Here is a 21298-nt window from a genome sequence, read left to right on the forward strand (position 1 = left end):
TCAGCCGCGACCGGCCCCCGCCCGCAGCGTGGCGTAGTCGGTGAGCGGCACCCGGTCACCGACGGCGATGCCCAGCTGCGCAGCGAGCTCAGAGTCTCGGATCGGGACCGTCTTCTCGCCCTGCTGGAAGAGGAACGTGACGCCGAGGACTACGCCGGCAGCTGCCTGGCGAGGAACTCGGCGGTCTGCTGCCCACGCGTCGGCCCGCGCGGCCTCGTGGACGAACATCGGGTGCGGGTTGTCGAAGGCATGGCCCGCGCCGTCGTGCAGGTGGAGCTCGACGTCCGGGCCGGCGACGGCGGCCCGGATCTCCTCGACCTTCGCCAGCGGGATGTACGCGTCGGCGGTGCCGAAGTGGTGCAGGCTCGGCGCGCTCACGCGCTCGGCGACCGGCAGCAGCTGAGGCAGCGCGGAGCCGTAGTAGGAGACGAGGACGTCGACGTCGGCGACCGCCGCCACGTGGAAGGCCACTCCCCCGCCGAAGCAGAATCCGATGACGCCCGTGCCGCCGGCGACCTCGGGCCGGGTGCGCAGCGCCTCGAGAGCCGCGACGGCGTCGGCCACCGTGGTGTCCCAGTCGAGCTGCGACTGCAGCGCCATCCCCTGCTGCAGGAATTCCTCGCTCGACTCGTCCACCGAGCCTTCGGCCCGCCAGTAGAGCTCGGGCGCGAGGACCACGTATCCCAGGTCGGCGAGGTCCTGCGCTCGGCTCTGGATGTAGTCGGAGACGCCGAAGATCTCCTGCAGGAGCAGCAGGCCCGGCCCGGTCCCGGCCGGCGGGAGCCAGAGGTGCGCCGGCATCACGCCATCGGGGAGCCGGACATCGATCGTCGTACGCCTCGAGGTCATGCCTCTCGCTCCTCTGTCGTCACGTCGGCCCGCGCGGCCCTGGGCTTCGAGCCACGATACTGGCCGACGCTCCTGCCGCCGTCCACACCGCGTGTCACAGCCACTCGAGCCACGGGTGCTCGGGCCGGACGCAGCTCAGCGTGTCGCGAAGCCAGCCTCGCTGACGACCGTCCAGCCGCGGGAGCAGCACCTCCGCGTCAGTACGGTCCTTCGCTCGCACCTGCGCGTGCTTCATGAAGAGCGCAATCTCCGGTCTCAGGTACCGAACGCCGTCGTCAGCCACCCAGGTCACCTCGTCCAGCGGCGCGGTCTGCTCCCGGAGGCGCTTGTTCGTCCATTCCCCATGTGCGGTGGGAGTCAGCGGCACGTCGAGCACCCACGGGCTCTGGGCGTTCGCACGCACCCAGATCGAGCTGTCCGGCCTGATCTCGCGGAACCTCTCGTCGAACGGCCGCAACCATCCCTGATCCATGTTCCAGGGAGTCCACTCGTGCGACAAGAACTGGCGGAGCTCCTCGGCGTCCGACGACAGGATCGATACGTCCATGTCCTCGTGCGGGCGAGGCACACCCGTGAACTTCTCGATGGCCCAGCCACCGATCACCCACCACGGACGCTCGAACCCCGTCATGAGCTCGACGACCGAACGAGGATCCAACGGGTCCCAGCCGCCGTACCACCGAGTGAACGCATCAGGCGGCAGCGGGCGGGCGCCCGGTGGGCTCGGGAGGGGCGGCCGTTCGGGCATCACCACGGATCGTACCCGGGGAGGTGCGGGTCGTGCTGGTACGCCTCCGCGCTCCCTGTTCCATTGCCAGAGCAACCACTCTAGTATTTCGGCTATGCCCACCCAGGTAAAGCAGTCCCCCGCCGTACCGGCCGTGCTCGGCATCATCACGGCAGTGGTCGGCGCAGCGCTGGGCTTCGCGCTGCCGCCGCTCGCTAGGGGGCTCATCGCCCTCATCGAGCGCAGCCCGTTCCCCGTGCCCGGGATCATCGACCTCGTTGCGGACCTGCCACTGGTCTGGTCGGTCGGCGTGCTCGCCGTCCTCGGCGTGATCGCCGGGGCCTTCGTGGCACACGGTGCGGCCACCGAGGCGCTGCTGCTGCGGGTCGCCGATGATCACCTCGAGTTCCGTCAGGAGGACCGCGAGGGATGGATCGAGCGGCAGGACGTCGCCGCCGTCTTCCGCCACGGCCGACACCTCGTCCTGCTCGACCGCACCGACAGGGTCAAGGCCCGGTTGGACGCCGACGCACTACGCCCGGCCGCCGTGCAGCAGGCGTTGCAGACCCACGGGTACCCCTGGCACGAGCAGGACCCGCACGAGGCTGCCTATCTCGACTGGCTGGACGGTCGGCCCGGGTTCACCGACGAGGAGCACGCCCTCCTGCGCCGTCGTCACCGCGAGCGCAAGGACCGTGCCGCGAGGGAGCAGATCGATGTCGATCTCAGCGCGCGCGGCCTCGTGGCGCGCGAGCGGGCTGGCAAGCTGCAGGTGCGGCGGGCGGGCAGCCGTGGCTCGGACGGTTGACCCGCAGCGCCACGAGGCGCGGCGGCTGCAGATCATCGACGCCGCCCTCACGGTGTTCGCGGCGCGGGGCTACGCCGAGGCCACCACCGCCCGGATCTGCCGGCAGGCGGGCATCGGCTCGGGCACCTTCTTCCACTACTTCCCCACCAAGCTGTCTGTGCTGCTGGCGATCCTCACGCTGGGCACGGCGGAGGCCGGCGAGCTCGCCGGGCGCCTCGAGGGGCGTACCGACGCCCTCGCCGTGGTCCACGAGATCATCGACCACGCGCTTGCCGACGCCGCTGACCCTCGCCTGGCCGGCTTTGTCCGCGCGGTCGGTGGCGTCCTGGCCGAGCCGCCGGTGGCCCAGGCGCTGGCCGACGACGACGACGCGCAGCACTCGCTCATCCGCACCTGGGTGGCGCGCGCGCAAGAGGCGGGGCAGGTCCGCGAGGACATGAGGCCCGAGCGCCTCTCCTCGTGGGTGCAGGTGCTGCTGGGCGGCTTCCTCGACCGCGCCGCGGTGGACCCACGGTTCACGGGCGCGGCCGAGGGTGGCGTCCTCCATGACACCGTTGACCGGTTCCTGCGCGGATGACCGGCGGGCGGAGCTCTCACCGCACCTTCGGCTCCGGGATCTCCGGCGGCTGCGCGGCCGGTGTCCGCACCAGCAGGTCGAAGGCCTCCGCGATGGCCCGGTCCAGCTGCTTGTCCTCCGTGGCGAAGAAGTCCGCCGGTGAGCACGCCACCTCGATGTCGGGCTCCACGCCGTGGTTCTCCACGCCGAAGCCTTTGCCCGGGAACGCGAACGCGAACCGCGGCTGGGTGACCGTGGTGCCGTCGACCAGCGAGAACCGGCTGTCGATGCCTACCACCCCGCCCCAGGTGCGCACGCCCACCACCGGGCCGAGGCCGACCTCCTGCGCGGCGGCGTTGATGATGTCGCCGTCGGACCCGCTGAACTCGTTGGCCACCAGCACCACCGGCCCCCGCCGCGCCTGGGTGGGGTACGGGATCGCCGAGTCGAAGTGCCGGGCGGTTGCCCAGCCCAGCACCCTGGCGACCAGCCGGGAGAGCACCAGCTGCGAGGTGTGCCCGCCACGGTTGTAGCGGACGTCGACGATCAGTCCCTCGGCGCGCGAGGCGTGGCGCAGGTCCCGGTGCAGCTGCGCCCAGCCGGTGGCGATCATGTCCGGGATGTGCAGGTAGCCCAGCCTGCCGTGGCCGTGCTCGTGCACGTACTCGCGGCGCGAGCGCACCCAGTCCTGGTAGCGCAGCGTCTCCTCGGACGTCAGCGGGACGACGACGACCCGCCGGTCCTCACCACCGCGCCGCAGCGTGAGCTCCACCGGCTTGTCCGCCGTCCCCGCGAGATGGCGCGCGGGCCCGAACGCATGATCCACCGGCACGCCGTCGACGGCGACTACCAGGTCCCCTGGCTGCGCGTCCACCCCGGCGGCACGCAGCGGCGAGCGGGCGTCGGGGTCGGACGACTCCCCCGGCAGGATGCGCTCGATGCGCCAGCCCGCCTCGGCAGGAAGCAGGTCGGCGCCGAGCAGGCCGAGCCGGCGCTGCTCGTCCCCGGCCGGACCGGACGGCATCACGTAGGCGTGGGAGGTGTTGAGCTCGCCGCCCACCTCCCACAGCAGGTCCTCGAGGTCGTCGTGGGTGCGCAGCCGGTCCACCACCGGGCGCCACCGCTCGCCGACGGCGTCCCAGTCGACGCCGTCCATGTCGGCGCGCCAGAAGTGGTCGCGCATGATGCGGTGGTTCTCGTCGAACATCTGCCGCCACTCGGCGGCCGGGTCGACGTCGAACCGCAGCCGCGCCAGGTCGACGGTGACGACCGCGCCGTCGTCGTCCTTGGGCGGCTGCTGGTCGGCGGGCTGCACGGTGACGGCGTCCTTGTGCCGCAGCACCACCCGCTGCCCGTCCCCGGAGACGGCGTAGCTGTCGACCTTCTCCGCCACCGTGGTGAGCTTGCGCTCGGCGAAGGACCAGTGCTCGAGCGAGTCGGTGGCCGGCTCGCCGACCACGCCGGCGCGCCGACTGCCGAGCTCGCCGGTCTCGCCGGCCTTCCTCACCCACAGCACCCCGCCCGCGGCGGCGCGCAGGTCGCGGTAGTCCCCGGACGGCACCGGGAAGGGCACGATCCGCTCCTCCGCGCCGTCGGCGTCGAGGTCCGGGCACGTCACCTGCGACGTCGCCGCGTCGTCCTTGCCGACCGGCCGGTCGGTGGGCTTGCTGATCCGCCAGCCGTCGGCGCTGGGGCCGAACGGCGCGGGTTCGCGCGCGGAGATCGGGATGAGCCACGGCCGGGTGGAGCCGCTGAAGGACAGCGCGAACTCCTGGTTGTCGTAGCTGGGGTCGAAGGTGCGGTCGGAGAGAAAGACGACGAACTTGCCGTCGGCGCTGAAGGCCGGGCTGTGATCGTGATACTTGCCGGAGGTGAGCGCCACGGGGGTGGCGTCGCCGGCGGTGAGGTCCACCATCCGCAGCTGGTGCAGCTCGCCCTCCAGGCCGGTGGGCTGGGACCACAGCAGGTAGCGGCCGTCCGGCGAGAAGCCCAGGTGCTGGGCCTCCCCCTCGGTCGACGTGCCGAGCTCGGTGACCTGCTCGGTCTCGAGGTCGAGCAGCCGGATGGCGCCGTCGTGCGAGATCGTCACCACGCGCGTGCCGGCGGGGTCGCTGGCCAGGTGCAGCACCCGGCCCAGCACTCCCGCGGCCAGCCGGCGCGGCTCGGTGCCGGCGGTCAGCGAGTGGATCTCCAGCGCGTCCTCCCCGGCGGCGTCGGTCACCAGCACGGCGTCCCCGGTCCGGCCCAGCAGGGCGGGCTCGCGGACCCGGACGGCGGAGTCGGCGACCAGCGCCCGCGCCGGTCCCTCGCGGTGGCTGAGCCAGAAGGCGTTGCCCCGCCAGCCCACGAGGCTGGCGTCGCCGCCATGGTCGGGCACGAGGCGGTCGAGGTTCTCCGTCGGCTTCGCCGCGAACGACGACGGCGCACCGGCCGGCACGCTGACGTCCAGCGGGCGGGCCGCGGAGTCGACGTCGTCGAGGATCCACAGCCGGCCCCTGCTGTGCCAGACCACCCGGCGGCCGTCGGTGGTGGCGTCGCGGACGTACCCCTCGACGGCGGTTTGCCGGGTGACCTGACGGGGCTCGCCGTCGCCGGGCGAGTCCCACAGCCACAGGTTGGCCTGCTCGTCGGCGCGGTCGGGGAACCGGGCGGCGCGGTCGGAGACGAACGCCAGCCGGCTCCCCAGCCACATCGGGTCCACCAGCCCGGCCGGCTCGTCGGCCAGCAGCTGGCGCCAGGCGCCGTCGGTGCGCAGCCACAGCCGGGCTGCCGTGCCGCCGCGGTAGCGCTTCCAGTGCGCCGGCACCCGGCTGCCCGGAGTGCTGAGCGCGACCGTCCCGTCGTCGGCGACGGCAGCCCCGGACGCCGGTCCCAGGTCCAGCCGCTCGACGGCGCCGTCGAGGGCGACCGCCTTGACCACCAGGTGGCGGAGGTTCGCCTCGCCGGCGTGGGAGGCAGCCAGCACCCGGCCGTCGGCGGTCCAGCCGAGCACGAGGGTACGCCCGGCGCCCCACCACGTCAGCCGCCGCGCACCGCCGGTGGCCAGGTCGACGACCATCACCTCCGGGTGCCCGTCGCGGTGGGAGACGTAGGCGACGTGCTGCCCGTCCGGGGAGAACCGTGGTTGCGCGGCCGGCGACCGGTCGGAGGTCAGCCGCCAGGCGCGGCCGCCGTCGGTCGGGGCGAGCCAGACGTCGTCGTCGGCGACGAACGTCACCAGGTCGCCGTGGATGTGCGGGTAACGCTGGTACGCAGCAGTCATGTCGCCAACCTAGCGGCCGCGGGTGGCCCGGGTCACGGGGATACCCGGCCAGCCGGGAGAGGTCAGCACGGGGCAGCCAACCCGCGGAACATCGGGAAGTGCTTGACGTTTCGGGTGAGCAACCGGGCGTCGATGGCGATCGCGGTCGCGGCGATGACGAGGTCGGCCGAGTCGATGCCACGATGGCTGGGCAGCCATCGCCGGCCCAGGTCACCGGCGATGTCGGCGACTCGCTCGTCCAGCGGATGCCAGGCGAAGGCGCCGAACAGCGCCCGGGTGGCGTCCGACTCCTGGGGGCGCATCCCGGCGAGCACCTCCACCCTCGTCACCTCGCTCGCGTGCAGCACACCGCTCGCGCGCGCGTCGCGCAGGGCGGTGGCTGCTGCCCGCTCCCCGCGGAGCACGTCGATGAGGATCGAGGTATCGACAAGGACCGTCATCTCGCGGCCGCGTCGTCCAGCCGCGCACCGGAGCGCAGGTGCTCCACGTACGCCTGACCGTCGACGTCGGGCAGGTCCCAGGCGCCCAGCGCGGCATCGATCGCCCGCAGGTCACCCTCGGCATCTCGCCGCGGGCCGTAGGCCTGGGCGACGGCATCGCGGATGAGCGCGGAGATCGACCGTCCAGTCCGCGCCGCCTCTGCGTCGAGCAGCCGCCGCTCCTCGACGGTCAGCGAGATCTGCGTCCGAAGCATGATGTAAGCCTACATCACGAGATCGCGCTCAACGCGGCCACCGAGCGTCCGTGCGGGTCGGTCAGCGCCCGCGGCTCGCCGTCGACGGCGAGCAGGAACCTGCCGTCCCCGCGGCGCGCCTCCCGGGCGAGACCGGGCAGCACCGCCGGGCCCTCGTTGCTGATCCAGTGCCCGGGCAGGCCCGAGGCCAGCTCGACGAACCGCTCGCGCGCGTCGGCCTCGACGTAGGCGAGGACCGCGCTGTGGAAGACGACGAGCGTGGCGTCCGTCGGCGCCTCCTGCGCGAGCGCGGGCAACGCCTCGAGAAGGTCGCCGGTGATCACTCGAGGCGGTTCCCGGCGGGCCACCCCCAGGGCGGCACTGAGTCGCCGGCGCCGATCCTCCTGACCCGGCCAGACAAGCGTCTCCAGCCAGGCGCAGGCGTCGTCGTCGGTGACGTCCACCGGGTTGAGGTCGAGCCCGGCCCGCCACACCACCTCGGGCATGGCCGGCGGCGGGGCGATCCCCTCGCCGAGGTGGCAGTCGATCACCACGTCGGACGGACCGGCGACGGGATCGAGCGAGGTGCCGTCGTCGTACCGGTAGGAGTAGCGGTCCGGCAGCAGGCACAGCCCCGCCGAGGCGCCGACCTCGATCAGGGCGAGCGGCTGCGGCAGCTCGGCGAGGAAGGGCAGCAGGACGGCGCACCGCGCGGCCTCGTTGGTCTGGGTGGCCCGGCTCAGCACGGTGCCCTGCACGTCCTGCCAGCGGTCGAGCAGGGTGGTGCGCAACGAGTCGTAGCTGTCCCGGGCACCGTGCCACCGGGCCGCCGCGAACACCAGGTTCGGCTGTCGCTTGGCCCGCTGCAGCGTCTCGAGCTGGGCCAGGACGGCGTCGTCGTCGGCGAGGCGTCGCGCCCAGTCCTCGTAGACCGGCGAGACGCCGCAGGCCTCCCGCTCGGCGAAGATCCGGTAGCCGTCGGCCATCGGCCGCTGTCCCAGGTGGATGGTCGGGTCCATCGGCCCATCCTGGCGCATCGCGGGTGACGGTCCTCGGCGGCTGATGCCCTCGCCGCCTCCGCTCTGGGCGAAACGTCTGCTCCGCCGTCGGGCCCCGTTCTAGATTGAGGCATGGCCGACACCGTCGTACCGCTCCGTCCCGTGCCCACCCCCGCGAGGCGAGCCGCGTCCCGCCAGGCCCGCCCGGGAGCCGCTGTGGCGGCACATGGTCGGTGACGAGCTGCGCCAGGCGCGCCACGAGCGTGGCGAGACGCTGGGCGAGACCGCGCGGCGGGCCGGGGTGTCGCCGCAGTACCTCTCGGAGATGGAGCGCGGCGTCAAGGAGCCGTCGAGCGAGATGATCGCCGCCGTCGCCGGCGCGCTCGACCTCACGCTGCTGGACCTGACCGCGGCGGTGACCGAGGGGCTGCGGACGGTGCGGCCCGGCCGGCTGGCCGGCGGCCCCACCTGCCGCGCGACGTTCACGCTCGCCGCGTAGCGACCGCCGCCGGGCACCGTCAGCGCTGGTCGATCACCTGGTCGAGCAGACCGTAGTCGCGGGCAGTGGTCGCGGTAAACACGCGGTCGTGGTCGGTGTCGGCCCGCAGCGTCGCCACGCTCTGCCCGGTGTGGCGGGACAGGATCGCCTCGATGTCGCCGCGGATCCGGACCACCTCGTCGGCCTGCAGGATGAGGTCGGGGATCGAGCCCCGGCCCTGCGCGGCCGGCTGGTGGAGGATGACCCGCGCGTGCGGCAGCGCGACCCGCTTGCCCGCCGCCCCGGCGGCCAGCAGCACCGCGCCGACGGCGACCGCCTGGCCCACACAGCTGGTCGCCACCTGCGGGCGGATGTAGCGCATCGTGTCGTAGATGCCCAGCATCGCGCTCGGGTCGCCGCCCTCGCAGTTGATGTACAGCTGGATGTCGGCGTCGGGGTTGTCCGCCTCGAGGTGCAGCAGCTGGGCGATGAGGGCGTTGGCGACGCCGGCGTCGATCGCGGTGCCCAGGTAGATGATCCGCTCGGTGAGCAGCTGGGAGTAGACGTCCATGACCCGCTCGCCGCGCGGGTGCTGGGCGATGACGTTCGGGATCGTATAGCTGCTCATCGTGCTCCCCTCCCGGCCGCGGCGCCGAAGCCCGCAGGCTCGCGGCCGTGCGGGGCGACGTCGTCGAAGTCGGCGACGATCGTGTCGATGAAGCCGTAGTCCAGTGCCTGCCGGGCGGTGAACCAGCGGTCGTGCAGGGAGTCCTCGAAGACCCGCTCGGCCGGCTGGCCGGTGTCGGCGGCGATGAGTCCCAGCACGGTGTCGCGGGTCTGGCGCAGGTCACCGGCCTGCAGCTCGATGTCCACGGCGCTGCCGCCGATGCCCGCCGAGCCCTGGTGCATGAGGATCCGCGAGTGCGGCAGCGCGCGCCGCTTGCCCGGTGTCCCCGCGGAGAGCAGGAACTGGCCGGCGCTGCACGCGATCCCCAGCGCGAGGGTCGCGACGTCGCACGGCACCAGCCGCATGACGTCACGGATGGCGAGCATCGCGGGCACCGAGCCGCCCGGCGAGTGGATCCACAGCGCCACGTCGCGCGACGGGTCCTGGGCGGCCAGCGAGATGAGCTGGGTGGCCAGCAGGGTGCCGTTGTCGTCGTCCAGCACGCCGTCGAGCACGAGCACGCGCTCCTCGTAGAGCCGGTGCCGGGCTTGCCGGTCGAACAGTGGGGGCTTGTCGGTGTCGGTCATGGCACCAGCCTGCTCCGCCCGCGCGGTGGTTGGGCGTCCGTGCTGCTGTGGGCAGATCTGCTCTTGGCAGCGCGGGACGGGCGGGGTCTGACCGCGCTGAGCGGCGGTCGCTACCGCTGACGAGCCGTCGGCGGGCACAATCGGGTGACGCGCCGGTCCGGTCCAGGGCCGAGCGCTCACCGACCTGACGGAGACCACCATGACCGACGTCGTCGTGGGCGTGCTCGCCCTCGTGATCGGCATGCTGCTGTGCTTCCGCGGCCGCGGCGCGATGCGGGTGCTGCTCGCGTTGTGGGGTGCGTTCGTCGGGTTCGGGCTCGGTGCGGTGCTCGTCGTCGCCCTCACCGACCAGGGGTACCTGGCCACCGCCCTCGGCTGGGTCGCCGCGATCGTCCTCGCGCTGGTGTTCGCGGCACTCGCCTACCTGTTCTTCGCGGTCGCCGTCGTCCTCGGGTTCGCCTCGATGGGGTTCGTGCTCGGCCAGACCCTCGCCGCCGCGCTGGGCGCATCGGAGCCGTGGCTGCTCACCGGCGTCGGGGTGGCCGGTGGCGTCGTGCTCGGCCTCCTCGCCGTCGCCACCAACCTGCCCGAGCTGGTCCTCGTCGTGGTCAGTGCCCTCACCGGGGCCGGCGTGGCGGTCGGCGGGCTCCTGCTGCTGCTCGATGCCCTGGACCTCGACGCCCTGGCGCAGACACCGCTGCGCATCGCCGACCAGCCGGTCTGGTACGTCGGTCAGCTGGTGCTCGCCGTCGTCGGGATCGTGGTCCAGCTGAGCGCCGCGCGCCGTCGCCGGCTGAGCACGGTCCGCGACTCCTGGGCGGCGGCTGGGCGGTAGGGCCGGCGGCGATCGGAGGGCCTGCTCCGTCAGTGGCGACGGTGACTGAGGTACGGCGAGAGCAGATGCTCGACCACGTCCAGCGCCCTGGGCACCGACCGTTGGTTCACCAGACCCTCCAGGGCATGGGCGGTGACCTCCGCCCGGTCCGGGAACCACACGACCTGGATCACCGCCGAGTTCATGTTCCACCAGCCCGTTCCGACCAGACCGACCAGAACGCCCTGCACCTGTCCGCCGGCCCGCGCCTCCGACACGAGGGCAGGGGCGAGTCCGCGGTGCATCGTGGCGTGGGCGTGCCGGGTGTAGGGAACCGGGAGGGTGCGGCTCTGGCCCATGACTCGGGTGAACAGCTTGGCCCCGAGACGCCCGCCGGCTCTCCCGCCCGACGAGCCCCCAACGGCTCCCGGTAGCGCACCGCCGCCGCCGATCGAGCCACCGATCGCGCCGCCGATCGACCCGCCGCGCGCACCGGCGTCGCCGTTGCGCGCGATAAGGATGGTGCGCACCTCCTCGGCGGGCAGCACTGGGGAAGGATGGTGTCGGCTCGGCTGGCTCTCCATAGGGCACGAGTGTTTCCGGATGTCGCGGCCTGAGGCAATTCGTGCGGTCACGCGCGTGCCCTTGAAGCCCGGCGGTTTGTCAGTGGTCGGTGGGACAGTTCGGCCATGAACATCAACCGTGTTGCTGCTGCCCTTGGGGCAAGTGTCCTGCTGCTCACCGCCTGCGGAGGCGGTAGTGGTGGGAGTGAGGACGTGGCGACTCCCCCGGCGTCAATCGGCGCCGACGTCGTACAAGAGGAACCGACAGCTGAACCCACCACCGAGGAACCGACCCATGACCCGCTGGCCGTCTGTGCGGCATTGTTCGACGGTGGGGCCACCTCCGTCATTGATCGCATCCCGGAACTGCTGATCGACCTTCCGGAAGAGCTCGACAGCGAGCTCGCGCAGCCATACCTCGTCATGGATTCAGATCTGCGGGCGGTCATCGCTATCGCGCCCGCAGATCTCGCCACGTCCATCGAGCTGCTGCGCGCACCCTTCGCCGAGATCTCCGCGGCGATGACGACCGGTGGTGAACGGATCAGCTCCGACACGAGCCAGATCACCGCTACCGTCACCCAGATTGGTGAGGAGTGCGTTGCGGCCGGCTACGACCTGCCCGAGGTCGAGGAATCGCCCTACGGCGAAGCCGTCACTTCGTCACGCGGGAATCTGGTCAAGGGGTTGGGACAGCCCAGCGGAATCACCGCCCGCAACGGCGACACCATCGTCGACTTTGCCGTCACCGAGATCGACGTCGACATCACGTGCACCTCGTCCTGGGCAGACGCCTCGTCCAACGGGCACTTCGTCGGCCTCCACTTCGAGATTCAGACCCACCCCGAGCTCGCTGACGAGGAGCTCCGCGAGTTCTGGATCAGCGAGCATGACTTCAGCGTCTGGGACGGCGATGGCAAGCGCGTCAACGATCCCGTCGGGACCAGCTACTCCTGCATGAACGACTCGGACAGGCTCCCGAGCTCGATCGGGCCGGACGAGACCGTCAGCGGCTGGATCGTCCTCGACCTGCCGGACGAGTCGGGCGCCGTGAGCTTCTCCTGGCTCGGCGTCGACTCTGGTGCGGGTTGGGAGTGGGCCTACGGGGAGGGGTAGGTGTCGGCGCTCAGCTGCCGCGCAGCCCCGCGTTGAGGCGGGCGGCCTGGCGGGTCAGGTGGTCGCGCTCGGGAACGCTCGGCGCCAGCCGGGCAGCCTCGGCATAGAGCCGTGCCGCGGCCTCCCGGTCCCCCGCCCGTTCGTGCAGGTAGGCCGACGCTGCGGTGTGACGGGGCAGCGCGGGTTCGAGCTCGGCGAGCGCGGCCAGGCCGGCGTGCGCGCCGTCGGCCTCGCCGACGGCGACCGCCCGGTTGAGGCGGGCCACCGGGCTGTCGGTGAGGCGCACCAGCTCGTCGTACCACTCGACGACCTGCACCCAGTCGGTCTCCGCCACCGCTGGGGCGTCGGCGTGCAGGGCGGCAATCGCCGCCTGCGCCTGGTACTCCCCCAGCCGGTCGCGGGCCAGCGCACGCTGGAGCACGGCGACGCCCTCGGTGATCAGCCGGGTGTCCCACGCGCTGCGGTCCTGCTCCGCCAGCGGTACCAGTCCGCCGTCGGGCCTGGTCCGCGCCGCCCGCCGGGCGTGGTGCAGCAGCATGAGCGCCAGCAGGCCCGCGACCTCCGGATCGTCGACGAGCGCGGCCAGCTGGCGGGTGAGCCGGATCGCCTCGGCGACGAGGTCGATGTCGCCGGAGTAGCCCTCGTTGAAGACCAGGTAGAGCACCCGGAGCACGGTCGCGACGTCGCCCAGCTGGTCGAGCCGGACGCCGGAGACGGTGCGCTTGGCGCGGCTGATGCGCTGCGCCATCGTCGCCTCCGGCACCAGGTAGGCCTGGGCGATCTGCCGGGTGGTGAGGCCGCCGACGGCGCGCAACGTGAGCGCGACGGCGGAGGCGGGGGTGAGGGCCGGGTGGGCGCACCGGAAGTACAGCGCCAGCGTGTCGTCCCGCGCAGTGGCGTCGCCGGGTGCCGGTTCGGCGGCGACGCGCTCCTCGCGCCGACGTCGCGAGACGTCGGCGCGAGTGGCATCGAGGAACTTGCGCCAGGCCACCGCGACCAGCCAGCCCTTGGGGTCGCGCGGCGGGCTACCGGGCCACACCCGCAGCGCCTCGACCAGGCTGTCCTGCACCGCGTCCTCGGCCGCCGCGAAGTCAGCTCCGCGGCGGCACAGCACGCCGATGACGCTGGGCGCGAGGACCCTCAGCAGCGCCTCGTCCACCGGGTGTCACTCCGTGACGGTCGGCGGCTCGGTGAGGAAGGGGCGGAGCTCGAGCCACTCGTGCAGCGGCTCCCCGCCGGCACCCGGCGCGGCCGACAGCTCACCGGCGACCTCGAGCGCCCGCTCATAGCTGTCGACGTCGATGATCATCCAGCCCGCGATGAGGTCCTTGGTCTCGGCGAACGGACCGTCGGTGACCGGCGGGCGCCCCTCGCCGTCGGACCTGACGAAGGTGCCTGCCGGCGAGAGTGCCTGGCTGTCGACGAACTCGCCGGTGGCCTCGAGCCTGGTGGCGAGGTCGGACATGTACTGGATGTGGGCGGCGAACTCCTCCGGCGCCCACTGGTCCATCGGGACGTCCCGGACCGGCTCCGGCCCACCGCGGTAGTGCTTGAGCAGCAGGTACTTGGCCATGACGATCTCCTTCGTGCGGTACGACCCATTGTGGTCGTGCTCGCTCCTGGGACGCAGCCGGACGGCAGTTCTCGACATGGCGCAGCCCGTCGCTTCAGCGCGGCGGGGCGCTGGTGCGGCGCGGGACGAGCCGCTGCAGCTGGGTGACGTGGCCGGGCTCGAGCTCGGCCAGCGACGCGACCTGGAGCAGCTTCATGGTCCGCACGACCTGGTCGGCGAGGATCTCGATCGCTCGGTCCACGCCCTGCCGGCCGCCGGCCATGAGGCCGTAGAGGTAGGCACGACCGATGAATGTGAACCGGGCACCCAGCGCGATGGCGGCCACGATGTCGGCGCCGTTCATGATCCCGGTGTCCACCGCGACCTCGGTGTGGTGCCCGACCTCGCGGACGACGTCGGGCAGCAGGTGGAAGGGCACCGGTGCGCGGTCCAGCTGACGTCCTCCGTGGTTGGACAGCACGATGCCGTCGACGCCGAGGTCGACCAGCCGCGTGGCGTCGGCGGTGTTCTGCACGCCCTTGATGACGATCTTGCCCGGCCACATCTCCCGGATGATCTCGAGGTCGTCGTAGTTGATCGAGGGGTCCATCGCCGAGTCCAGCAGCTCACCGACGGTCCCGCCGGTCGAGGACAGCGAGGCGAACTTCAGCGTGGGGGTGGTGAGGAAGTCGAACCACCACCACGGCCGGGGGATGGCGTCGATGACGGTGCGGATGGTCAGCTGCGGTGGGATGGAGAAGCCGTTGCGGGTGTCGCGCAGCCGGGCCCCCGCGACCGGCGTGTCGACGGTGAAGAACAGGGTGTCGAACTTCGCCGCGGCGGCCCGCTCGACGAGGCCGTAGGAGATCTCGCGCTGCTTCATGACGTACAGCTGGAACCAGTTGCGCCCGTGCGGGTTGGCGGCTCTGACGTCCTCGATGGAGGTGGTGCCGAGCGTCGAGAGCGTGAAGGGGATACCGGCGGCACCCGCCGCGCCGGCTCCGGCGACCTCACCGGCGGTGTGCATGAGGCGGGTGAACCCGGTCGGTGCGATCCCGAACGGCAGGGCCGAGGGCCCGCCGAAGACCGTGGTCGAGGTGTCCACGTGGGACACGTCCCGCAGGATCGAGGGGTGGAACTCGATGTCCTCGAAGGCCCGCCGGGCACGGCTGAGCGAGATCTCGCTCTCCGCCGCGCCGTCGGTGTAGTCGAACGCCGCCCGTGGGGTCCGGCGCTTGGCCACCGCCCGCAGGTCATGGATCGTCAGCGCCGCGTCGAGGCGGCGCTTGCTCGCGTCGAAGGAGGGCCGCTTGAACTGGATGAGCTCGACGAGCTCACGCGGGTTGGGGAACTGCCGGTTGACCATGGGTGGGACCTCATCGGGAGATGGGACGGGAGCGACAGTAGCGCCCCGCGGGCACGGAAGCGGCTCGGCGAGTCATCGCCGCCTCGGGAAGAGCCGGCGCTCGGCCTCGGCCCACGGGTCCTCGGGGCCGCTGGGGTCGTAGCGCCTGCTCACGCTGGATGCCGAGACCACCTCGCGCAGCGCGGCGAGCCCCGGCTCCAGCGCACCGGTCGCCTGCGCCTGGACCAGCAGGTTTCCCGCAGCGGTGCCCTCTGCCAGGCCTGCGACGACGGGCCGCCGGGTGGCCTCGGCGGTCAGCCGGCAAAGCAGCTCGTTGCGCGACCCGCCGCCCACGAGGTGGATCACCCCGACCTCGCGGCCGGCCAGCGACGCTGCTTGTCGAACGGTGCGGCGGTAGGCCAGCGCGAGGGAGTCGAGGATGCACCGAGTGATCTGGGCCCGGGTCTGTGGCTGCCGCTCCCCTGCGGCCCGCGCCGCCGCCACCACGCGGGCGGGCATGTCCCCCGGAGCGAGCAACGTCGGGTCGTCGATGTCGATGACGCACGCCAGCGCGGGTTCTCGGCCGGCAGCCGTCAGCAGGTCGGGCAGGGTGATCGCGGCGCCGTCCTGCTCCCACGCGCGCATGCACTCTTGCAGCACCCACAGGCCCATGACGTTGCGCAGGTAGCGCACCGTGCCGTCGAGCCCGAGCTCGTTGGAGAAGTTAGCGGTGCGTCCGGCGTCGGTGAGCACCGGCGCGGGCAGCTCGAGGCCGACGAGGGACCAGGTGCCGCAGGAGATGTAGGCCGCATCGGTCGAGGTCATCGGGAGCGCGGCCACGGCCGAGGCGGTGTCGTGGGACCCCACCGCCACGAGCGCGGGGTCGCCGGCGCCCACCGCCGGCCGTAGCCGGCCGACGACCGTCCCGGGCTCCACGAGCTCTGGCAACAGGCGCGCGACGTCCGTCCCGCAGGCCGCGGCGAAGGCGGACAGCACGTCGTCGGACCAGCGCCGGGAGGTGACGTCGAGCAGCCCGGTGGTCGAGGCGTTGGTGACCTCGGCGACCACGGCGCCGGAGAGCCAGTGCCCGAACAGGTCGGGCAGCAGCAGCAGGCGCCGGGCGGCCGCCAGCTGCGCCGCCCCCACCCCGGCCCGTGACGGGGCGATGCCGGCGGCAGCTGCCAGCTGGAAGATCGTGTTGAACGGCTGGACCTGCAGCCCGTTGCGGGCGTAGAGCCACGCCGCCGGCAGGTGCTCGAACAGTCGCTCGGGCACACCGTCGGTGCGGGAGTCGCGGTAGTGCACCGGGTTGCCCAGCAGCGCCCCGTCCGCGGCGAGCAGGCCGTAGTCCACCGCCCAGGAGTCGATCCCCACCGAGCGCAGCGGACCGTGCTCGCGGACCGCGGCACGCAGCCCCTCGGTCACCTCGCGGTACAGGGCGAGGACGTCGGTGTGCAGCACGTCGCGGCCCGCCGCCGGCAGCGTGACGGCGCCGTTCGGGAACCGCGCGACCTCCGTCGTCTCCAGCCTGCCGCCCGACAGCCGCCCGAGGATCACCCGGCCGCTGGACGCACCGAGGTCGACGGCGGCGTGGAGCTCCCCCGGCCCGGCAGGCATCGTGGTCATCGCAGGAACGCGGCCGCGACCCCGGAGTCGACCGGGATGTGCAGACCGGTGGTCTGGGACAGGTCCGGCCCGGTGAGCGCGAAGACCGCGGCCGCCACGTGCGACGGCAGCACCTCGCGCTTGAGCAGGGTGCGTCCGGCGTAGTACTTGCCGAGCTCCTCCTCGGGCACGCCGTAGACCGCGGCCCGCTTGGCGCCCCACCCGCCGGCGAAGATGCCGGAGCCTCGGACGACGCCGTCGGGGTTGACGCCGTTGACCCGGATGCCGTGCTCCCCCAGCTCTGCCGCGAGCAACCGCACCTGGTGCGCCTGGTCAGCCTTGGCAGCGCCGTAGGCGACGTTGTTCGGGCCGGCGAACAGCGAGTTCTTCGAGGCGATGTACACGATGTCCCCGCCCATGCCCTGCTCGATCATCGCCCGGGCAGCCTCCCGGGCGACGAGGAAGGAGCCTCGGGCCATGACGTCGTGCTGGAGGTCCCAGTCCGCCACCGTCGTGTCCAGCAGAGGCTTGGAGACCGACAGGCCCGCGTTGTTGACGACCAGGTCGACGCCGCCGAACGCGAGCGCGGCACTCTCGACGAGCGCTGCGACGGCGTCCTCGTCGGTGACGTCGCCGCCGACCGCGACGGCCACGTCGGGCCCGCCGAGCTCGGCCGCCACCTCCTGGGCTCCCTCGAGGTTGCGGTCCGCGACGACGACGCACGCGCCCTCGGCCGCGAGCCGCTCGGCGATCGCGCGGCCGATCCCGGAGGCTGCCCCGGTGACGAGCGCGACCCTGGTCGCGAGCGGCCTGGGCCTGGGCATCCGCTGCAGCTTGGCCTCCTCCAGCGCCCAGTACTCGATGCGGAACTTCTCCGACTCGGGGATCGGGGCGTAGGTGGAGATCGCCTCGGCGCCGCGCATGACGTTGATGGCGTTGACGTAGAACTCCCCCGCGACACGCGCCGTCTGCTTGTCCTTGCCGAAGGAGAACATCCCCACGCCCGGCACGAGCACGATCGCCGGGTCCGCGCCGCGCATCGCCGGTGAGTCGACGGTGGCGTGCCGCTCGTAGTACGCGGCGTAGTCCTCCCGGTAGGCCGCGTGCAGCTCGCGCAGGCGGGTGACGGCCTCGGTGACCGGGGCGTCGCCCGGCAGGTCGAGGACGAGCGGCGTGACCTTCGTCCGCAGGAAGTGGTCCGGGCAGGAGGTGCCGAGCGCGGCCAGGTCCGAGAGCTTCTCCCGGGAGAGGAGGTCGAGGACGACGTCGGAGTCGGTGAAGTGGCCGACCTGCGGCCGGTCGGTGCTCGCCAGGCCCCGGATGACGGGGGCGAGCGCGGCGGCGCGGGCCCGCCGCACGTCGTCGGGCAGCGGCTCGTAACCGTCGACGACGGCGCCGAACGGGTGCCGGCCCTCGGCGGCGAGCCGCTCGGTGCGCTCAGCGATGAAGGCCTCGGCGGTACGGATGATCTCCAGCGAGTTGGCCTCGCTCTCCTCGCTGGTGGCGCCCCAGGCGGTGATGCCGTGCCCGCCGAGGACGCAGCCGATGGCCTGCGGGTTGGCGCGCTGCACCTCGGCGATGTCGAGCCCCAGCTGGAAGCCGGGCCGGCGCCACGGCACCCACACCACGCGGTCGCCGAAGCACTCGCGGGTGAGGGCCTCGCCGTCGGCGGCGGTGGCGAGCGCGATACCGGAGTCGGGGTGCAGGTGGTCGACGTGCGGCAGCTCGACCAGGCCGTGCATCGCGGTGTCGATGCTGGGGGCCGCCCCGCCCTTGCCGTGCAGGCAGTAGTCGAAGGCGGCGACCATCTCGTCCTCCCGGTCCACGCCGGGGTAGACGTCCACCAGGGCGCGCAGCCGGTCGAGCCGCAGCACCGCCAGGCCCTGCTCGGTCAGGGTGCCGAGGTCACCGCCGGAGCCCTTGACCCAGCACAGCTCGACCGAGGCCCCGGTGACCGGGTCGGTGGCGGTGCCCTTGGCGGAGGTGTTCCCGCCGGCGTAGTTGGTGTTGCGGGGGTCGGCGCCGAGGCGGTTGGAACGGGCGATGAGGTCGGACGGGGTGGTCAACGAAGTCTCCAAAGACGTGGGGTGGGGTAGGGCGGTCAGGCGCCCCAGCCGGCCTGGGTGCCGCCGACGCGCTCGGCGGCGATCTGCTCCAGGTAGCCGCTGGCGGCGAACGAGGCCATCGGGTCCTCCGGCAGGCCGCGACCGGCCCGCCACTGCGCGAGCTCGGGCCGAACGTCGGTCCAGAAGGCGTCCATGAGGACGCCGTTGGCGGCGAGGACGTCGTTGCCGGCCTGGGCCTCGGCGAGCGCGGCGTGGTCGAGGTTCAGCGCCTTGAGCACCGCCTCCTGGACGTTGAGCACCGAGCGGATCTGCGCCGGCACCTTGGCCTCGATGTTGTGGCACTGGTCGAGCATGAACGCCACCTCCGAGCCCGCGCCGAGACCACCGCCGCGCAGCACCTCGACGATGATCCGGAAGAGCTGGAACGGGTCGGCGGCACCGACCATGAGGTCGTCGTCGGCGTAGAAGCGGGAGTTGAAGTCGAAGGCGCCGAGGCGCCCGAACCGCAGCAGCTGCATGACGATGAACTCGATGTTGGTGCCGGGGGCGTGGTGACCGGTGTCCAGGCACACCACCGCCCGCTCCCCCAGCGCGACGACGTGGGCGTAGGCGGTGCCCCAGTCCGGGACGTCGGTGTGGTAGAACGCCGGCTCGAAGAACTTGTACTCCAGCACCAGGCGCTGGTCGGCGGACACCTGGGAGTAGACCTCCGCGAGTGCCTCGGCGAGCGCGTCCTGGCGGGCCCGCAGGTCGTCCTGGCCGGGGTAGTTGGTGCCGTCGGCGAGCCAGATCTTCAGGTCCCGCGACCCGGTCGCAGCCATCACCTCGAGACAGTGCAGGTGGTGGTCGATCGCCTTGCGCCGCACCGCCGGGTCCCGCGAGGCGAGGGAGCCGAACTTGAAGTCCCCGTCCTGGAAGGTGTTGGAGTTGATGGTGCCCAGCCGCATGCCGAGGTCCTCGGCGTACCGACGCAGCGCCGAGTAGTCGTCGACGGTGTCCCACGGGATGTGCAGGGCCACCGTCGACGCACCACCGGTGTACCGCTGCACCTGCGCGGCGTCGGCGATCTTCTCGTACGGGTCACGGGGCACCCCGGCCTGTGGGAACACTTTGAAGCGGGTCCCGGAGTTGCCGAAAGCCCAGGAGGGCAGCTCGATGTTCAGGGCGCCCAGGGCGCCGGCCGCGGTGGCCGTCATGTCAGATCAGCTTTCTCTCGTTGGTCCTCGAGGTTGAACACCTCATCGAGGTGGACGAACTGCTCGTCAGGCCTGGCGGCATCGGCCACGAAGTACTGGGACATCTCCGCCTGCCAGCGGGCGTTGACCGCGGTGGCGGCCATCGCCCGCTGGGCGGCGTCGAGGTCCTCGCTCTCCACGTAGCCGACGAGCAGCCCGTCCGGTGCCAAGAACAGTGAGTAGTTGCGCCACCCGGCCTCGTGCAGTGCCTGGAGCATCTCCGGCCACACAGCGGCGTGCCGCGAGCGGTACTCCTCCGCGTGCTCGGGCGCGATCCTGGCGACGAGGCAGTAGCGGCGCACGGTCATCAGAAGTTGAACTCCTCGATGTTGTCCGCGTTGAAGCGCGTGGGCGGACCGAGGACGATGACACCGTCGGGGCCGACGGTGTACTCACCGAGCTCGCCGGCGGTGAAGGTGTCGCCCTCGCCGCTGATCATCCCCGACGCCAGTGCGGCGCCGGTCCAGGCGGCGAGCTCGCCGAGGGCGCCCGGGTCCCACAGCGCGAACTCGGTGACGGTGCCGTCGTTGATGTAGTCGCGCATGTCGTTGGGGGTGCCGAGCCCGGTGACGGCGACGTCGTAGTCCGAGCCCTGCACGTAGCGGGCTGCGGAGAGGATGCCGACGGTCGTCGGGGCGACGATGACCTTGAGGTCCGGGTTGGCCTGGAGCAGGCCCTGGGTCTCGGCGAAGGACTTCTCGTCCTCGTCGTCGCCGTAGGCGGTGGCGACCAGCTCGAGGTCGGCGTAGTCGGGGTTGCTGGCCAGCTCCTCCTCCATCACCGCGATCCAGGCGTTCTGGTTGGCGGCGTTGGCGGTCGCGGACAGCACCGCGATCTGGCCCTCGCCGCCGGCCTGCTCGGCGGCCATCTCGATGAGTGCCTTGCCGACCTCCTCACCGTCCACCTGGCTGACGAACAGGTCGCGGCACTCGGGGTCGACGTCGGAGTCGAAGGTGACGATCGCGGCGCCGCCGGCGCTGGCCTGGTCGAGCGAGGAGCACAGCGCGTTGGGGTCGTTGGCCGACAGCAGGATGGCGTCCACGCCCTGCTGGGACAGCGTGTTGATGTAGCTGACCTGGGAGGACGCCGAGGCGTCGGACGGCCCGGTGTACTCGTAGGTGCCGCCGAGCTCGGTGACGACCGCCTCCGCCCCGACCGAGGAGGTCTCGAAGTACGGGTTGTTCACCGACTTCGGCAGCATGGTGATCGCCAGGCCCTCGGCGAACTCGCCGTCGCCGCCGCCGTCACCGTCGTCCCCGGCGTCCTGGGTCTCCTCGGCGTCGTTGGTGGGCTCGTCGTCGGCGTCGTCCTGCGTCGTACCGCCACAGGCGGCCAGCGCCAGGCTGACCCCCAGCGTCAGGGCGATGGCACGAGTGCGTCGTTGCGTTCTCGTCATG

Annotated in this window: 22 protein-coding genes; 5 read left to right on the forward strand and 17 right to left on the reverse strand. The window is 72.4% G+C overall.

The window, feature by feature from the left end:
- Together V2J52_RS04115 and V2J52_RS04120 are read right to left on the reverse strand one after the other, a co-directional pair.
- A complete protein-coding gene (locus tag V2J52_RS04115; RefSeq protein ID WP_331226384.1) occupies window positions 1-849 on the reverse strand; it encodes a dienelactone hydrolase family protein in 849 nt (282 codons plus the stop codon).
- Between the two features lie 94 nt (window positions 850-943).
- The gene (locus tag V2J52_RS04120) at window positions 944-1597 is read right to left on the reverse strand and encodes a nucleotidyltransferase domain-containing protein (protein WP_331226385.1); all 654 of its coding nucleotides are present in this window, start codon (window positions 1595-1597) and stop codon (window positions 944-946) included.
- A gap of 94 nt (window positions 1598-1691) precedes the next feature.
- Here V2J52_RS04120 and V2J52_RS04125 point away from each other — a divergent pair, with 94 nt between their 5' ends.
- Together V2J52_RS04125 and V2J52_RS04130 are read left to right on the forward strand one after the other, a co-directional pair.
- Complete coding sequence (locus V2J52_RS04125; protein WP_331226386.1) at window positions 1692-2384, forward strand: YqeB family protein; 693 nt, start codon at window positions 1692-1694, stop codon at window positions 2382-2384.
- Window positions 2368-2961, forward strand: coding sequence for a TetR/AcrR family transcriptional regulator (locus tag V2J52_RS04130; protein WP_331226387.1), 594 nt, complete (start codon window positions 2368-2370; stop codon window positions 2959-2961). The genes V2J52_RS04125 and V2J52_RS04130 overlap by 17 nt, the downstream gene beginning before the upstream one ends.
- A gap of 16 nt (window positions 2962-2977) precedes the next feature.
- On the opposite strand, the gene V2J52_RS04135 is transcribed toward V2J52_RS04130, so the two are convergent.
- The 4 genes from V2J52_RS04135 to V2J52_RS04150 all read right to left on the reverse strand — a co-directional run bounded on the left by V2J52_RS04135 (window position 2978) and on the right by V2J52_RS04150 (window position 7894).
- Complete coding sequence (locus V2J52_RS04135; RefSeq protein ID WP_331226388.1) at window positions 2978-6202, reverse strand: S41 family peptidase; 3225 nt, start codon at window positions 6200-6202, stop codon at window positions 2978-2980.
- 62 nt (window positions 6203-6264) lie between these two features.
- The gene (locus V2J52_RS04140; RefSeq protein WP_331226389.1) at window positions 6265-6642 is read right to left on the reverse strand and encodes a PIN domain-containing protein; all 378 of its coding nucleotides are present in this window, start codon (window positions 6640-6642) and stop codon (window positions 6265-6267) included.
- On the reverse strand, window positions 6639-6896 hold the full coding sequence (locus tag V2J52_RS04145) for a ribbon-helix-helix domain-containing protein (protein WP_331226390.1): 258 nt from the start codon (window positions 6894-6896) through the stop codon (window positions 6639-6641). Before V2J52_RS04145 ends, V2J52_RS04140 begins: the two co-directional genes overlap by 4 nt.
- Window positions 6897-6910: 14 nt before the next feature.
- On the reverse strand, window positions 6911-7894 hold the full coding sequence (locus V2J52_RS04150) for a DUF2332 domain-containing protein (RefSeq protein ID WP_331226391.1): 984 nt from the start codon (window positions 7892-7894) through the stop codon (window positions 6911-6913).
- A gap of 205 nt (window positions 7895-8099) precedes the next feature.
- On the opposite strand from V2J52_RS04150, the gene V2J52_RS04155 reads away from it, so the two are divergent.
- Window positions 8100-8372 (forward strand): helix-turn-helix domain-containing protein, encoded by a 273-nt coding sequence (locus V2J52_RS04155; protein WP_331226392.1) that lies wholly within the window; start codon window positions 8100-8102, stop codon window positions 8370-8372.
- A gap of 19 nt (window positions 8373-8391) precedes the next feature.
- Here V2J52_RS04155 and V2J52_RS04160 read toward each other — a convergent pair whose 3' ends face one another.
- Both V2J52_RS04160 and V2J52_RS04165 read right to left on the reverse strand, forming a co-directional pair.
- A complete protein-coding gene (locus V2J52_RS04160) occupies window positions 8392-8979 on the reverse strand; it encodes a ClpP family protease (protein WP_331226393.1) in 588 nt (195 codons plus the stop codon).
- A complete protein-coding gene (locus V2J52_RS04165) occupies window positions 8976-9605 on the reverse strand; it encodes a ClpP family protease (protein WP_331226394.1) in 630 nt (209 codons plus the stop codon). Before V2J52_RS04165 ends, V2J52_RS04160 begins: the two co-directional genes overlap by 4 nt.
- 199 nt (window positions 9606-9804) lie before the next feature.
- Between V2J52_RS04165 and V2J52_RS04170 the strand changes: the two genes are divergently transcribed.
- Entirely contained in the window at window positions 9805-10440 is a 636-nt protein-coding gene (locus V2J52_RS04170) for a DUF4203 domain-containing protein (RefSeq protein ID WP_331226395.1), read from the forward strand.
- Window positions 10441-10469: 29 nt separating this feature from the next.
- Here the strand turns inward: V2J52_RS04170 and V2J52_RS04175 are convergent, their stop codons facing one another.
- Window positions 10470-11054, reverse strand: coding sequence for a hypothetical protein (locus V2J52_RS04175; RefSeq protein WP_331226396.1), 585 nt, complete (start codon window positions 11052-11054; stop codon window positions 10470-10472).
- 54 nt (window positions 11055-11108) lie between these two features.
- Between V2J52_RS04175 and V2J52_RS04180 the strand changes: the two genes are divergently transcribed.
- A complete protein-coding gene (locus V2J52_RS04180; protein ID WP_331226397.1) occupies window positions 11109-12098 on the forward strand; it encodes a DUF4352 domain-containing protein in 990 nt (329 codons plus the stop codon).
- Window positions 12099-12108: 10 nt separating this feature from the next.
- On the opposite strand, the gene V2J52_RS04185 is transcribed toward V2J52_RS04180, so the two are convergent.
- The 8 genes from V2J52_RS04185 to rhaS all read right to left on the reverse strand — a co-directional run bounded on the left by V2J52_RS04185 (window position 12109) and on the right by rhaS (window position 21297).
- The gene (locus V2J52_RS04185; RefSeq protein WP_331226398.1) at window positions 12109-13257 is read right to left on the reverse strand and encodes an RNA polymerase sigma factor; all 1149 of its coding nucleotides are present in this window, start codon (window positions 13255-13257) and stop codon (window positions 12109-12111) included.
- A 6-nt stretch (window positions 13258-13263) separates the two neighbouring features.
- On the reverse strand, window positions 13264-13671 hold the full coding sequence (locus V2J52_RS04190) for a YciI family protein (protein WP_331226399.1): 408 nt from the start codon (window positions 13669-13671) through the stop codon (window positions 13264-13266).
- Between the two features lie 94 nt (window positions 13672-13765).
- Complete coding sequence (locus V2J52_RS04195) at window positions 13766-15016, reverse strand: alpha-hydroxy acid oxidase (RefSeq protein ID WP_331226400.1); 1251 nt, start codon at window positions 15014-15016, stop codon at window positions 13766-13768.
- Between the two features lie 72 nt (window positions 15017-15088).
- Entirely contained in the window at window positions 15089-16621 is a 1533-nt protein-coding gene (locus tag V2J52_RS04200; RefSeq protein ID WP_331226401.1) for a rhamnulokinase, read from the reverse strand.
- Window positions 16618-18666, reverse strand: a complete 2049-nt coding sequence (locus V2J52_RS04205; protein ID WP_331226402.1) for a bifunctional aldolase/short-chain dehydrogenase — start codon at window positions 18664-18666, stop codon at window positions 16618-16620. The genes V2J52_RS04200 and V2J52_RS04205 overlap by 4 nt, the downstream gene beginning before the upstream one ends.
- A gap of 35 nt (window positions 18667-18701) precedes the next feature.
- Window positions 18702-19862: an L-rhamnose isomerase gene (gene rhaI, locus V2J52_RS04210; RefSeq protein WP_331226403.1), complete on the reverse strand. Its 1161-nt coding sequence runs from the start codon at window positions 19860-19862 to the stop codon at window positions 18702-18704.
- Entirely contained in the window at window positions 19859-20209 is a 351-nt protein-coding gene (locus tag V2J52_RS04215) for an L-rhamnose mutarotase (protein ID WP_331226404.1), read from the reverse strand. The genes rhaI and V2J52_RS04215 overlap by 4 nt, the downstream gene beginning before the upstream one ends.
- Window positions 20209-21297: a rhamnose ABC transporter substrate-binding protein gene (rhaS, locus tag V2J52_RS04220; RefSeq protein WP_331226405.1), complete on the reverse strand. Its 1089-nt coding sequence runs from the start codon at window positions 21295-21297 to the stop codon at window positions 20209-20211. Before rhaS ends, V2J52_RS04215 begins: the two co-directional genes overlap by 1 nt.
- Window position 21298: the final 1 nt, after the last annotated feature.

It is taken from the genome of Georgenia sunbinii (genome assembly GCF_036421875.1).
Classification (GTDB): domain Bacteria; phylum Actinomycetota; class Actinomycetes; order Actinomycetales; family Actinomycetaceae; genus Georgenia_B; species Georgenia_B sunbinii.